At 59.1% G+C, this 14,091-nt stretch carries 11 protein-coding genes; 9 read left to right on the top strand and 2 right to left on the bottom strand.

The window, feature by feature from the left end; translation table 11 throughout:
• Positions 1–49: 49 nt before the first annotated feature.
• A complete protein-coding gene (locus tag D5041_RS11840) occupies positions 50–1,009 on the bottom strand; it encodes an IS5 family transposase (RefSeq protein WP_265284258.1) in 960 nt (319 codons plus the stop codon).
• Between the two features lie 377 nt (positions 1,010–1,386).
• On the opposite strand from D5041_RS11840, the gene D5041_RS11835 reads away from it, so the two are divergent.
• From D5041_RS11835 to D5041_RS11800, 8 genes are all read left to right on the top strand, one after another.
• On the top strand, positions 1,387–2,580 hold the full coding sequence (locus tag D5041_RS11835; RefSeq protein WP_265285086.1) for an MFS transporter: 1,194 nt from the start codon (positions 1,387–1,389) through the stop codon (positions 2,578–2,580).
• A 2-nt stretch (positions 2,581–2,582) separates the two neighbouring features.
• The gene (locus tag D5041_RS11830; RefSeq protein WP_265284812.1) at positions 2,583–4,109 is read left to right on the top strand and encodes an ATP-binding cassette domain-containing protein; all 1,527 of its coding nucleotides are present in this window, start codon (positions 2,583–2,585) and stop codon (positions 4,107–4,109) included.
• Positions 4,110–4,331: 222 nt separating this feature from the next.
• Positions 4,332–5,690, top strand: coding sequence for an MATE family efflux transporter (locus tag D5041_RS11825; RefSeq protein ID WP_265284811.1), 1,359 nt, complete (start codon positions 4,332–4,334; stop codon positions 5,688–5,690).
• Between the two features lie 52 nt (positions 5,691–5,742).
• On the top strand, positions 5,743–7,134 hold the full coding sequence (locus tag D5041_RS11820) for an MATE family efflux transporter (RefSeq protein ID WP_265284810.1): 1,392 nt from the start codon (positions 5,743–5,745) through the stop codon (positions 7,132–7,134).
• 81 nt (positions 7,135–7,215) lie between these two features.
• Complete coding sequence (locus D5041_RS11815; RefSeq protein WP_265284809.1) at positions 7,216–8,424, top strand: hypothetical protein; 1,209 nt, start codon at positions 7,216–7,218, stop codon at positions 8,422–8,424.
• A gap of 2 nt (positions 8,425–8,426) precedes the next feature.
• Positions 8,427–9,152 carry an ABC transporter ATP-binding protein gene (locus D5041_RS11810; RefSeq protein ID WP_265284808.1) on the top strand — a complete coding sequence of 242 codons (726 nt, stop codon included), beginning with the start codon at positions 8,427–8,429 and terminating at the stop codon, positions 9,150–9,152.
• Between the two features lie 50 nt (positions 9,153–9,202).
• Positions 9,203–10,189, top strand: a complete 987-nt coding sequence (locus tag D5041_RS11805) for an ABC transporter ATP-binding protein (protein WP_265284807.1) — start codon at positions 9,203–9,205, stop codon at positions 10,187–10,189.
• Positions 10,190–10,200: 11 nt separating this feature from the next.
• Positions 10,201–10,962, top strand: a complete 762-nt coding sequence (locus tag D5041_RS11800) for an ABC transporter permease (RefSeq protein ID WP_265284806.1) — start codon at positions 10,201–10,203, stop codon at positions 10,960–10,962.
• Between the two features lie 235 nt (positions 10,963–11,197).
• Here D5041_RS11800 and D5041_RS11795 read toward each other — a convergent pair whose 3' ends face one another.
• Positions 11,198–12,322, bottom strand: a complete 1,125-nt coding sequence (locus D5041_RS11795) for an MlaE family ABC transporter permease (protein ID WP_265284805.1) — start codon at positions 12,320–12,322, stop codon at positions 11,198–11,200.
• A gap of 768 nt (positions 12,323–13,090) precedes the next feature.
• On the opposite strand from D5041_RS11795, the gene trbB reads away from it, so the two are divergent.
• Positions 13,091–14,077, top strand: a complete 987-nt coding sequence (gene trbB, locus D5041_RS11790; RefSeq protein ID WP_010103414.1) for a P-type conjugative transfer ATPase TrbB — start codon at positions 13,091–13,093, stop codon at positions 14,075–14,077.
• Positions 14,078–14,091 lie beyond the last annotated feature (14 nt).

Below are 14,091 nucleotides of genomic sequence, written 5' to 3'. Positions count from 1 at the left end.
TTGTTGCATAAATCGACCTTCGAAGATGTACCTCCCCAGGAACACTAATTCAGGTGAGGCGTGCGGACTGCGGGCGAGCCAGAGAGGCCATGCGATTGAGCACGCCCGCACGGATGGCAACCTCGGTGGCCTGCGAGCCAATCGTGCGTGCCCACAGGAAATGGCTGGTCAGCGTCTTCAGACGGTACATCAGGTTCTCCACCAGCGAGCGCTTGTGGTAGCCGCTGGCTTTTTTCCATTCGCGTCGGCTGCTCTTTGCGATCTCGTCAATGGCCGCATTGCGCCAAGTTGCGCCCGGCGTGGCCTGCGGCCAGGGCATGGCGCCTTCGCGCGGGGGAATCGAGGGCGTCGCATCGCGTGCGGCAATCTGCGCGTGGCACGCTTTGGTGTCGTAGGCGCCATCGCCGCCGACGATGCCAATCGGCGTTTCGGACGGAATCTGCTCAAGCAAATCGGTCAGGGCCTCGCTGTCGCCCATCTCTTGGTGGGTCATCAACGCCGCGCAAATCTGGCCGGTCTTTGTGTCCATCGCCAGATGGACCTTGCGCCAGGTGCGGCGCTTGGACCAACCGTGTGTGCGCACCTTCCATTCGCCCTCGCCGTAGAGTTTGAGGCCTGTGCTGTCAACGGCCAAGTGCAGTGGCTCGCTCGGGCGCAGCGCGGGCAAGACGACTTGCAGGCTTTGCGCGCGGCGGCTCAAGGTTGTGTAGTTGGGTACCGGCAGATCCGGGAAGGCAAGCTGGCGCAGGCTTCGAGCGAATCCTTGCAGCGCACGCAGCGGCAGATCAAACACCTGCTTGAGACTGAGCAAGCCTTGGATAACGGCATCCGGGTAGATGATCGGACGTCCGCGCCTGCAGACATCCGCAGCCGGTGCGGGCCTCAGAAGGTTCTTGTCGATCCACACCTCGATATCTCCTCTGGCAATCAGTCCGGCGTTGTACTGCGCCCAGTTCTTGACACGGTAGGTCGCCTTGGGCTCGGTTCGTTGGCTGGTGTCTCTGCGCATGTTCTCTGGCAAAAGGTCGGAAATGTACCTGGTCCGTGTCGCGACTGACAGCAGCGCTTGCTGCTTGCATCGCCGTTGTGCGCACAAACATCAGCACGCTTGTGGTTCGGGATTTATGCAACAACGCCGTTGGTGTTGGTGTTGGTGTTGGTGTTGGTGTTGGTGTTGGTGTTGGTGTTGGCTGCGCTATTTGTGATTGGACTCAAACCCGAGTCACCCGCACAGTCTTTAATCGAGAAGCCGTTGGCTTTCCTCAAGGAGTGGCAGAAATGGTTGAACAAAAATCAATAATCGAACAGTCTTCCGCACAGTATGGCGACCGGCATCGCTGGAAGATCCTGGGTTTAGGCGTTTTGGCAAACGCGAGTTTCGCTGCGGTGTTCCAGGGTTTGCCCACCACATCCGTGCTTATGCGGATGAATTACAACCTGTCGAACGATCAGCTGGGATTGGCACTCGGCCTGCTCGGCTTGGGGATTGCAGTCAGCGAAATACCCTGGGGGCTGCTGACCGACCGCTGGGGAGATAGGCGCGTGCTGCTGATTGGCTTGGGCGCAACATCTCTGATGTTATGCCTGTTCGCCCTATTCGGTTCGCCGACGCCCACCCATGTTCCTGGCCCGTGGCAGTTGGCGCTGGGTTTGTTCATTGTCGGTTTGCTTGGCGGGAGCGTCAACGGATCGAGCGGCCGTGCGGTGATGTCATGGTTCAAGAATAACGAACAGGGTTTTGCCATGAGCATTCGGCAAATTGCCTACCCGTTGGGCGGGGGGATAGGGGCGTTGCTGCTGCCTATTGTCGCGTCGCGGTACGGCTTTGATGCGACGTTCGCGGTGTTGGCGTTCGGGGCCATTGTAGCGGCCGGCCTCACCTGGGTGTGGCTCCACGAGCCGCCCGAGAAACCCGGCCAAGACGCTGGGGTCAAGAGGGAGGCAAGCAGCGTTGGGGGAACTGAGCACCGCGCCGAAGTGGCTCCCAGCCCATTGCGCGACCTGAAGATATGGCGGCTGATCGCCGCAATCGGTCTGTTCAGTGTCCCGCAGTTCGCCGTCATCACGTTCGCATCGATCTTCCTGCACGACGTCTGCAATGCCGGGATCTTCATGACCGCCAGTGTCATGATCGCCATTCAGTCGGGCGCAATCGTGGCGCGAATCTGGAGCGGACGCTGGACTGACAAGCATGGTAACCGGCCGTTCTATCTGATCCGGTGTAGCCTGCTGGTTGCCGTGTCCTTTGCGATCTTGGCGCTGTCCCTGTTCTTCATGGATCTGTTGCCCGTCGACAGTTCGATCAAGCTGGTGATCACTGCCGCGTTGCTCATCGTGTCTGGCATATGCGTATCGGCCTGGACTGGTATCGCGAATGCGGAGCTCGCCGTACAGGTAGGGATCCGTCGCGTCGGCACTGCATTGGGCATGTGCAATACAGCGGTCTACACTGCGTTGTTCGTCGCGCCGTACTTTACGCCAATCATTGCGAAATTGTGGTCGTGGCCTGCTGCGTGGTTAATGGCGAGCCTGTTTGCCCTTTCCGCCAACGTACTGTTCCGTCGTTCGAGAACGAGCTAAATATGAGCATGCTTCTCGTGAGCGACGTCGGATACGGTTACTCCACCTCCCTGTTCGAAGAAGTCAACCTGCGCATTGATCGCGCAGAAAAGGTGGGTATCGTCGGCATCAATGGGGCCGGCAAGTCAACCCTGGTTAAATGTCTGCGCGGCGAACTGGAAGTGACCCGCGGTTCAATAACCATGCAACGAGGCTTGAAGGTCGCGGTCCTGGATCAGCACACACCAGAATATCTCCTCGGGTGCGGATTCAAGGAATGCGTAGCGACGGCGATTCCGCAGGATGAGATGGAAAGCCGCAGCTGGCAGATCAGCTATCTTCTCGATCAGCTCGAAGTTCCTGAGGCCATCCGCGAGCGTCCTATGGCGCAGCTGAGTGGTGGCTGGCAACGGTTCGCACTCCTGGCGCGTGCTTGGCTGGACGAACCTCAGCTTTGGGTTCTCGACGAACCGACAAACTTCCTGGACCTGGAGAAGATGGCAATGCTGGAACGGTGGATCGCCGATGCCGGTCGAGACACGCCGATGCTCATCGTCAGCCATGACCGGCGGTTCTTGGACAACGTCACTGAGCAAACCCTGTTCCTGCGCTCCTCAAACTCTCGGCTCTATCCGCACTCGTATTCCCGGGCCGTACAACTGCTGACAGCAGACGACGCGGCAGCGGAGAGCCGACGAGAACGCGAACAGCAGCAGATCGACAGGTTGAAGCGGAGCGCTCACCACCTCCGACAGATAGGTAACAACAAGCACAGCGACACCGCGCTGAAGCGTTCGATGCAGCTTTCGAAGCGCGTGGAGCAACTGGAGAAGGTCTCGACCCCCATCCATCGTGAGGCAGCCCGAGACATTCGGCTTGCGAACCGCGGCACCCATGCGCAAGTCTTGGTCACCTTCGAGAATGTCGTCATTGCTTCGCCTCGCGGTGACCCGCTCATCCACATTCCCAAATTGGAGATCCGACAGGGCGAGCGCATCGCCGTGCTCGGTCGCAATGGAATTGGCAAGAGCCAGCTCATCGAGCGAATTCATCGAGCAATCTGCGACCGGGAAGAGGGAAAGGCTGGGGGCATTTCAGTCACACCCAGTGTCACGTATGGCTATCTGGACCAGATGCTCACACAGCTTCCTCACGGGTGCAGCGCAGCCAATTACGTAAATAGCTTGTTTGGCTTTCCGCTGAATCGCGTGACTTCGCTGCTGGTCGGCGCCGGATTCAAGCTCGACACCCACGACAGGGAAATCGCGACGTTGAGCGCCGGGCAGCGGGTGCGCTTGTTGCTTCTTGTCCTGCGACTCACGGAGCCGAACTTCTATTTGTTGGATGAACCCACCAATCACGTGGACATCGAAGGGCAGGAGCAGCTGGAGTCGGAAATCATCGAGCACAAAGCCACGTGCGTGCTGGTGTCGCACGACCGGGAGTTCACTGAGCGGGTCGCTAATCGGTTCATCGCCGTTCGCAATCAGAGACTCGTAGAGCTCGAATCTGCGGCGTCTTTCTATCGCGAGATTGGAATCGCAACATGAGGAAGGGGATTTCCATGCAGACTGTCTGCATTCTGACGTACGAACTTCCACTCGATGGTCCGCGGCTGAGCGTTTCGAGCGGAAAGTGGCCCATGGGCGCTCGGCGTACGACGCCCTGCCCACGGGGCGCGGGCGCTAGCTGAGCCGGTTCGCGTGCGGCGGATTGAATCGAATTGAAGAGGATGTCTCTGCCATGATCGCGAATTTTTTGTGAGGCCGTCGATGAAAGCCAAATTCACACAAGGGTCCGTCACGCGACACCTCGTGCACGTGACCCTCACGAATTCGATCAGTCTCTTGTCACTGTACGTGGTGGACATACTCGCTCTGTACTGGCTGGCTCGCGCCGGGGATCCGGATGCGATAGCGGGTGTGGGACTTGTGAGCGTCTGGCAGTTCATCGTGATCTCGCTGTGCCTGGGTCTATCGACCGCGGTGATGACGATCATGTCGCGCCAAGTGGGCGCCGGGCGGCCCGATGCAGCGCGGACGGTCGCCTATGCCGGCGTGATCGGCATGCTCGCACTCACACTGATCGTCTCGCTTCTGTTACTGGCTTTTGCGGATCCGGCTTTGCGTTTTCTCGGTGCCGAGGCCAACGTCCTCGTATCTGCGGCCAAGTACCTGCGGATGCTGGCGCCAGCTTTCGTCGCCATGGCGCTGGGGCAGATCTGCATATACATTCTGCTCGCTCACGGCCAGAACAATCGGGCAATGATCGTAGTGCTCAGTGGCACTGCAGTTGCCATCGACCCGATCCTGATCGGGTACGCCGAGATGGGGCTGGCGGGCGCGGCGAGTTCGTACGCTGTCTCGAGGATGGTGGCTCTCGCCACCGGGATGTACTTCGTACTCATGCTGCAACTGATTCGTGCCGCTCCTGCCGCTGCTGTGCTGAAGCAACTGCGCGGCGCTTTCTTGCTCGCGCTCTCCACCGTACTGAGCAATATCGCACCGGGCGCAGCAGCAGCCTACGTCTTCAGCCGGATGGCGGGATTCGGTCCCGACGTCCTTGCCGGAGCCACCGTGGCTGATCGCGTGCTCCAGCTATCCTTTGGAGCGTACTTCGCGTTGCCCAGCGCCATTGCGCCGATCCTGGGGCAGAACCTGGGGGCGCAACGGAACGACCGCGTGGTGGCAACCATCCGGTCGGGCGCTCTGTTGGTTCTGGCCTTCGGCTTGGTCTCCTCGTCGCTCCTCTACGCGTTTTCCGAGGCCATTGCGTCCGCCTTCCAACTGCAGCCCCCCGGGCATGACTTGGTCGTCCTGTTCTGCACAGTCGGCGGAATCAACTGGACTTTGATCGGACTTCAGTTCGTGGCGCTACCCGTCTTTAACGTCATGGGCAAACCGTTGTTCTCCGCGGTCGCCAATTGGACGCGTGCAAGCGTGGGTACTGTGCCGTTCGTTCTCTTCGGCGCTGCGCAATACGGGGCCAGCGGTGTGCTCGTCGGCCAGCTAGTCGGCAACGCGCTCGTGGCGATCTTGACCTTCGGTCTCTGTATCGGCTTCGCCAGATACCATATGACCGCTTGCTGTGCCTCCTGGCGGCAACGCAAGGGTTCGATCCTTCGGAGCTGATGGATGCTCTTCGGCGCAGCGCCGAGCACTTCAACACGGAACGAGAGGCAGCATGACGACGTCGCCCCGAAAGCTCGACCTCGGCTTGGCGCGCGAAGTGGTGGGCATGTCGCTGCCCCTGATGGGAACAATGGCCGGCAACCTCCTGATGATGCTGGTCGATCGCATCTGCCTCGCGCAGTATTCCAGCGATACCCTGGCGGCATCCGGCCCCGCGGTCTTCACCGCGATGACCGTCATCACCTTCCTTACGACGACCACCAATCTCTCCCGCTCGTGTGTTGCCCAGGCTTTCGGTCGTTCCGGAGAACCGGCCGCACGCGCCGAAGGCGTGCTGGGCATGCTCATCGCCGCAGGCCTCGGGGTGGTCCTGCTGAGCCTCTCACCGCTGCTCGGCATGATTCCCTCGCTGAGCGACCGCCCGCCGGCCATTCGCGCCCTCGAATCGAGCTTCCTGGAGCTCTCCACGCTCTTCGGCGCCGTGATGGTGCTCAACGTGTCGATGTCTGCCTATTTCAACGGCATCGGAAAGACCAAGGTCTCGCTGTACGTTGGCCTGCTCGGCCAAGTCGTCGCCGCGCTGGCCATCTACGGGCTGGTGTTCGGCCGCTTCGGCCTGCCAGAACTCGGCATGCGCGGGTCCGCGCTGGGTACCCTCGTCGGTTCCGCTTCGATGCTGGTGTGCTATGTATGGCAACTGCCGCGCGGTTTCCTCCGGGATGGCCTGAGGCACTGGACGGATGCGGGTAGAGCGGCGCTGCGTGCGCAAGTTGGGCTCCGGCTGCGCCGCGGTTTCGCCTCGGGCATCGCTGCCGGCATGGACGAACTCGGCAACACCAGCTTCGTCTGGCTGGCCGCGGTCCTCGGGCCCATCGCGCTAGCGGCAAACAATGTCAACCTCACGCTGAACTACTTGGCGATCATCCCCATCATCGGGCTGGGCATCGGCTGCAGCGTACTATGCAGCAACGCCATCGGCCGCAACGACTACGACCAGATCCCGCCCATCCTCAAGGTGACGCTGTTCATCGAAGGGGCGTATGTGCTCATCGTGAGCTTGGCGCAAGTGCTCGCGCCCACGATCCTGCTGCAGCCCTTCGGCCTCTCGAGCGATTCGCAGATCCTGAGCAGCGCCGTCGATACCACCCGCGTGCTGTGGACCTATTTCGCGTCCTTCGTCTTCTCCATGACGGGAGCGGCGGTGCTCGAGGGATTCGGAATGACGCGATTCATCCTGGTCACACGCATCGGCCTGATGTGGGGCCTCAGCCTGCCCTTGATCTACCTGGCCACGCACCACAACGCGGGCGATCCCGCATGGCTGCCGCGGATCTGGATTATCGGCTCGGTCTTCGAGTTCGCCATCGGCTGCGTCTATTTCTGGAACATCCGGCAAGCCATCAGAAAGCGCCTCAACTTCCTACAGGTTCAACATGCTACCTGAGACCGGCTCGCCACTGCCCGTTCGGCAATTTCCCGCCGTCACCGTCCTGCGGGATCAAGCAAAATGGGCCGAGGGTGGTCAATGATCTACCAGATCCTGGCCCTGCGCCTGCGTTGGTACGGAGAGGCGACCGCGCAACTGCTGCTGCGTCGATGGCAGGCGGTCCTGCTCCTCGTTGGAGTGCTCGGCGGCTCGCTGCTGGTGGAGTCGTCGCACTGGGTGCTTGTGCTGCTGAATGATCAGCACGGGATGGTCTGGCGCTTGGGCGTGATTGGACTATGGCAAGGCTGCTGGTTCCTGTGGGTGCTAATGCAGTTCGATCAGCTGCGCGGCGGCCGATTTCGCGACTTTGCGCAATCCCTGCCACTGTCGCCGCAGCACTGGCGGACGATTGACCTGCTGGTGCTGCTGGTGTCAGACACTCCCCTATTCCTGCCATTCGTCGCGGCCGCTTTCATTCTGGGAAGTCACCAGGAACTCTCTTGGGATGCCCTGACGGGTGGCTTGTTGATTGTCTTTCTGTTGTCCACGCAATTGGCCTGCCAGCTCGCGGTGCTGGGGGGAAGTACCCGGGCGCTCATCAGCATGGTGTTTGTCGATGGATGGGTTGCATACGCCTTGAGTCTGGACGACCCCATGCGGAGTGGCATGCTGGCGATGGCTGCGATCGCTGGACTGTGGGCTCTGGTGAGTCCGTTGCCAGCGCTTTTGCTGCGGGCTGTCGCGCTACCGAGGCCTGTGCAAGAGATCTGGCTGTTGCTGACTCGGCACCTCTTCTCCAGGCTGCCACCGTTGACCCGTTTGTCGCTAGGGATTCTGTACCGGCAGCATCGCTCCTCCATGTTGGGCAAGCTCTTTAACTGCTTGCTGATTCTCGTCACGGCCGAAGGCTTGATGTCCATCTGGCGCTACGACGGTCGAAGCCTGCCAATGGCGCTGATCGCCGCTGGGCTTGTTGCACTGAGCGCTAGCGGACTGTTCCGTCACCTGAAAATGGCGCACGACGATGCCCTCCCTTTCACTGCGGCGCTGCCCATGCCACGTCGTTGGGCGCTACTGGGTGACACGCTCGCCGTCCTAAGTTTCGGCTTGCCCTTTGTGTTAGCTATGGCATGCACTCTGTGGGATCACGCCGGACTGTCTGCACTACGGATAGTCGGTTTTGTGGCAAGCTTTGCCTTGCTGGTCTTGCTGTTGCACCTGCCACAGTTGCTCTCCAACCGCAACGCCGTCATGAATTCCTCACTGATCGCTACCCTTTGGACCTTCGGGGTGGCAAGCATTCTCTAATCATGAATCCAATGACTCTCCGCTTTCACAATCTCTCAAAGACCTTCGGTTACCAAAAGGTGTTCGATAGGGTGAGCTATGCTTTTGGCACTGGTCTGTACGCGCTGCATGGACCGAATGGGATCGGCAAGTCGACGCTTCTATCCATTCTTGCCGGCATTCTGGAACCAGATGCCGGCGAGATTGAGGTCGCTGGCCATTCACTACACAGTGCACCACTGGAGGCAAAGGCCCGATTATCATACGTCCCGGACAAGTGCCCGATCTACCCGTTCATGACAGGGTGCGAGCTACTGCAGTTCGTGGCACATGCCAAGAGCACCTCGATTTTCCCTGATGTCGAGGCACTGGTGGAAAGCTTTGCGCTAGGGGCCCATCTGGACACCCGCTTTGGCCAGATGTCGCTGGGCACGCAGAAGAAAACCATGCTCGCATCGGCTTGGATTGGCCAGCCTTCCGTAATGCTGATGGACGAACCAAGTAATGGTCTTGATCTCGCTACGCGTGATGTTTTGATAGCGCGCATTCGCCAGATGAGGGAAAAAGCACTGATCCTGATCTCGACCCATGACGCCGAATTTGCGCAGAGTACCGGAGCCGAGGTGCTTCCGTTTTCCAAGCTGCACGGCCCCTTAATGCGTTCACATGAATGCCGACGAGGCCCACCTGCGCATGAACGAGCCGCTGGGCATTGTTGCATAGATCCCGAGAACGGAGCGGTTGAGTAGCCAGAGTAGCCATAATGCGACATTCAAATAAAACCACATGATACGTATCAATGCCCATGGCCACTCATCCAACTGAAACTGGCGGTACCGTTGCTGTAGAAATCGATCAACTAGAGAAAACCTACTCTGGTGGAATCCATGCTTTGCGTGGAATTAATCTCAGCATCGAAAAAGGTTCAATCTTCGCCTTGTTGGGACCAAACGGTGCCGGCAAATCGACGACCATGCGCACACTGGCAACCCTGACCCAAGCGACGGCCGGCACGGCAAAAGTACTTGGCTTCGACACCTCAACTGAATCATCGCAAATAAGGCAAAAGATCGGTTATGTACCGCAGACGAAATGCTCGGATCCATACGCTAGCGTTCGAGACAACCTGCTGTTCCAAGCTCGGGTGTATAGAATCAGACGCGGCGAACGCATGGTACGCATCGATCAACTGATGAGCGATTTTGGACTGATGAATTCGGCCTCGTGCATGGCGTCCCAACTTTCGGGAGGCATGCGTCGCAGGCTGGAAATTGCGATGGGCATAGTGCACAAACCTACGCTCTTGCTCCTGGATGAACCAACGGTCGGCCTTGATCCCGATGCACGGCTGGAACTGTGGGATATGCTGACCAAAGCGGTGGATCGAGATAAGATGACCTTGGTTTTTTCCACCCATTATCTGGACGAAATCGATCAGTATGCCAGCAAGGTTGCAATCATTGATGCAGGTCGGGTAATGGCAGAAGGCTCTCCAGCCGAGTTAAAGCGATGCATTGAAGGCAAGATGTACACGGTGGAACTTGCTCGGCGCAGTGATGGCGACGCCGCTATGGAAATTATCCAGAAAATACCGAGGGTTACACGCGTGTTCCAGATCGGGGTCAAGCTACACATTACCGGTGATGCTGACCATGAATTTTCTCAACAACTTTCCCAACTAATGAAATCAACAAATATTGAGATCCTCAGCCTTCAGGTTGCGCAGGCTTCGCTTGGCGACGTATACACGCGCGTGACCACGAAAGCATTCGACCCATCCGCATAGGAGTTCCTCCCATGATGCATTCGACTCTGGCACTAAGTTCGCGCCTGCTGACCGCAACGATCCGCATGCCCGTATTCGCACTGATCGCGCTAGTGCAGCCTGTTTTCTGGCTGCTGCTGTTTGGCAACCTCTTTGCGCCCATCATGATTCAAGCTCAGGAATCGATCTCATACCAGCAGGTGCTGGTGCCTGGGCTCACGATTATGGCAGCATACTTCTCATCAGCGTATGCTGGCATGTACATCCTGCAGGACTCCGAAAGCGGAATGTTGGCCCGACAAATGGTGGCGCCTGTCGCGCGCGGGAGCATCGTGCTCGCTTACGTTCTCCACGCGACGGTGCTGGTTCTGATTCAATCCGCAATTGTAGTAGTTGCAGCAAGCCTATTTGGTGTCGGCCCGAAGGACTTGGCTCAGGGTTTCGTCCGGACGCTCCTGTCGGCAACCTTGGTCGGCTTTGCCTTTTCTTCGCTCTCCATCGGATTGGCCGTCCTGGCAGGACGACCAGAACCAGTACTAGGCATCATGAACTTCATTGCGCTGCCGATGCTCTTCATTTCGGAAATACTCACTGGAACATCTCCCGTGAACACGATCATGGCTCGACTGACACAGTTCAATTCCGTCAATTGGGCTGTCGTCCACGCACGGGCAGGCTACCTCGACAATGATCCATCCACAAAAAATGCGCAACTTGGCTACTTGGTCGCCTTTGCCGCTTTTGCCCTGCTGCTTGCGCTACAGGCCTTCCGGCGACACAATAGCAAGATGTAAATTCTAGACCTCTGCCTAATTCATTTCGTTATACACAAATTGTGAAATCCATAAAAGTCAACAACTTGCAGATATTGGTCACCGTGTGATTGGTTCATGTTGAACCTATACAAACCAGGCACTTACGGAACTTCATTGCCAGCGACATCGGTTGAAAACGGACTTGTGTATAACGGAATGGCCTGACCCTGCTGCTCTGTGGGCGTGATGTCGCCAAACACACCCACGCCTTTCATCAAATGCCGATGTTCCTGAAAGCCACGGCGAACACTGCGTCCACGATGATGACCATGGTGATCGAGCTGACCACCGAGGCGGTCGTTCCCTCGCCCAGGCTCTGGGTATTGGGTTTTACGCGCAGGCCCCAATGGCAGCCGATGAGCGCGATGCACGCGCCAAACACCACCGACTTGGCCATGGCCAGCCCCAGATTGCCCACCTGGGTGGCTGCGGGCAGCGCCTGGATGAAGTACGCGGGCGATATGTCCATGGTCAGGTCCGCTGCAAGCATGCCGCCCGCCAACGCAGCCAGCGTGGTCCACACGCTGACCAGCGGCATGGCCAGCGCCAACGCCAGCGTGCGCGGCATGACCAGCCGAAAGCCATGCGCAATGCCCATGACGCGCATGGCGTCGAGTTCTTCGGTGACACGCATCACGCCGATCTGCGCCGTGATGGCAGACCCCGAGCGCCCCGCGACCAAGATTGCGGCGAGCATCGGCCCCAGTTCGCGCATGAGCGAAATGCCCAGGATGTTGACGATGAACGACTCGGCGCCGAACTGCCGCAGTTGCAGCGACATCAGGTAGGCCAACACCACGCCGATCAGAAAACCCAGCAACGCCGTGATGGGCAGCGCGGTGGCGCCCATGCGGTACAGATGGCCCGATATATCGCGCCACGGCCCGCGCTGCGGCGCACGCACCAAGCGCACCAAGTCGATAAGCAACTGGCCCAGCAGTTCCAGGATGTGGCGTGCGTGGTCCACGCCGTGCAGCACCAGCACCCCCAAGTGGTCGATCTGCGCGCCCAGGCGCCACGGTTCAGGCGCCGCCGCCGCAGTGGTGAGCGCCGCCACGCGCGCCAGCATGGCGCGCTGCTCATCGGTGCAGATCAGCCGCTGCGGCCAGGCGTGCCGCCAGCGGCTCCACAGCAGCTGCGCACCCACATGGTCCAGCCACTGTAGCTGCCGCAGGTCCCAACCCAGCGCCAGTGCCATCGGGTGGCTGCGCAGTTGCGCAGACAAGGCCTTCCACCGGGCCCTGTTCCCCAACTCAGCCGCCCCCCAGCGCCCGTGCAACTGCGCGCAGGGACCCTGGGGCGTATCGACACGGACGATGCGGGGAGCGTTCTCGGTCATGGGCAAGACGCGGGGAGCGTCGGATAGCGAAGAGGTGGAGCATGGTAGCGGAGCTTGGCGCAATGCCAGCATGCGCCTTCGGCGATAAAACATGCGGCCACAGGCGCAGGCCCCGGCGCATCCCCTGACTTTCGCGACGCCCGGCCGGGTAGCGCGGCAGCAGATGTCAGGGCGCGGGCTTGGACTTGGTGACGATGTGCTTGAAGTTGGGCCACCACCACGGGCCTTCGTCCTTCGCAGTAGTTCGACGCCGAAGGAAATTTCGTCCAGTCGTCGCACCCACAGATCGGGTACCAACCGCGCAAGTCCTGGTTGATCCATTGAGGTTTTCCCTGGTCAAAAAACCGCCCAAATTACCAATCACACTGCCCAACAAATGTATGGATATTTGAATGGTATTGTGCGACTGCACCGATCACCGGGAACCCGGAACTGCGCACCACGAATCCTTGGGAATAGCCGCTCGCCTATCCGGATGCCGTCATTCCTGCCAGGGTCTCAAGCCAAATATTTGCTTTACTGCTACGCGCCATAGGGACTTTCAATTTGTGCAACAATGCCAAGTTTCGCTGCCCGCAGGCGTGCAGACATATTGGCAATGTGTCATAAATAATTCCAGGCAGATAAGATCACTTTTATCTGACGCATCGCATGGTACTTATACCCAAGAGAATTTGGATGTTACAAGGGTAATTCCCTAGAAAATGCGCGGAAGTTTGGATTTATAGTTCCTACCAATCTATTATCTCGCCGCACAGGAATGAGGGTATGGATATAGGACATTCAGCACAGCAGGCTTCCAGCGTTTCCCTGAGCCGGGCCGAGTACGAGCAGCGCATCGCCGAGAAACTCAAGCGCGAGCTGGGATCGGTCATTTGCGAACTGTTGGAAGAGCCGACTGTCATCGAAATCATGCTCAACCCAAACGGTCGACTGTGGGTTGAGCGGTTGGGCGCCCCCATGCAGCAGATAGGGATCATGCCTGCATCGCAGGCGGAGTCCCTCATGGGCACTGTGGCGTCTACGCTGCGCACGCAAATCACGGCCCACAATCCGATTCTGGAGTGCGAATTGCCGCTCGACGGCTCCCGCTTCGAGGCGCTGATTCCACCGGTCGTGTCCGGCCCGACCTTCACCATCCGCAAGAAGGCTATCCGCGTCTTCACACTGGATGACTACGTGGAAAACGGGATCATGACGCAGCAGCAGTGCGCCGCCATCAAGGCCGCGGTGCGCAATCGGCGCAACGTCCTCGTGGTCGGCGGGACTGGAACCGGAAAAACAACGCTCACGAATGCCATTATCAGTTATATGGCCGAGTGCTCGCCGCAGGACCGCATTGCCATCATTGAGGACACGGGCGAACTCCAATGCTCGGCAGAAAATGCGGTGCTGATGCGTGCCGTCGATCACGTAGATATGACCCGGTTGCTCAAGGCCACCATGCGCCTGCGCCCCGACCGCATCCTGGTCGGCGAAGTGCGCGATGGCGCTGCACTGGCCTTGCTCAAGGCCTGGAATACGGGGCACCCCGGCGGGGCGGCCACGGTCCACGCAAATTCAGCGCCTGCGGGCCTTATCCGCATGGAACAGCTTGTGGCAGAAGCCACACAGGCGCCGATGCACACCCTTATCGCAGAAGCGATCGATTTGATCATCTCCATTGAAAAAATCGCCCATGTGGGAAGGCGAATCAAGGAAGTCGTCACGGTCGAAGGGCACGACGGCGTCCACTACATCACCAAACCAATCTGAGGAGTTCAATATGA

The organism is Verminephrobacter aporrectodeae subsp. tuberculatae, from assembly GCF_026127385.1.
Taxonomy (GTDB): Bacteria; Pseudomonadota; Gammaproteobacteria; order Burkholderiales; family Burkholderiaceae_C; genus Acidovorax; species Acidovorax aporrectodeae.
The sequence above is the reverse complement of the archived record's forward strand: the minus strand, read 5'-3'. Positions and strand labels throughout refer to the sequence as shown.

Bases quoted from the DNA above. Each gene is read 5' to 3' on its own strand.
- D5041_RS11815 (WP_265284809.1), top strand. From the start codon at position 7,216: ATGATCTACCAGATCCTGGCCCTGCGCCTGCGTTGGTACGGAGAGGCG.
- D5041_RS11825 (WP_265284811.1), top strand. From the start codon at position 4,332: ATGAAAGCCAAATTCACACAAGGGTCCGTCACGCGACACCTCGTGCAC.
- D5041_RS11805 (WP_265284807.1), top strand. From the start codon at position 9,203: ATGCCCATGGCCACTCATCCAACTGAAACTGGCGGTACCGTTGCTGTA.
- trbB (WP_010103414.1), top strand. From the start codon at position 13,091: ATGGATATAGGACATTCAGCACAGCAGGCTTCCAGCGTTTCCCTGAGC.
- D5041_RS11820 (WP_265284810.1), top strand. From the start codon at position 5,743: ATGACGACGTCGCCCCGAAAGCTCGACCTCGGCTTGGCGCGCGAAGTG.
- D5041_RS11795 (WP_265284805.1), bottom strand. From the start codon at position 12,322: ATGACCGAGAACGCTCCCCGCATCGTCCGTGTCGATACGCCCCAGGGT.
- D5041_RS11840 (WP_265284258.1), bottom strand. From the start codon at position 1,009: ATGCGCAGAGACACCAGCCAACGAACCGAGCCCAAGGCGACCTACCGT.
- D5041_RS11830 (WP_265284812.1), top strand. From the start codon at position 2,583: ATGAGCATGCTTCTCGTGAGCGACGTCGGATACGGTTACTCCACCTCC.
- D5041_RS11800 (WP_265284806.1), top strand. From the start codon at position 10,201: ATGATGCATTCGACTCTGGCACTAAGTTCGCGCCTGCTGACCGCAACG.
- D5041_RS11810 (WP_265284808.1), top strand. From the start codon at position 8,427: ATGAATCCAATGACTCTCCGCTTTCACAATCTCTCAAAGACCTTCGGT.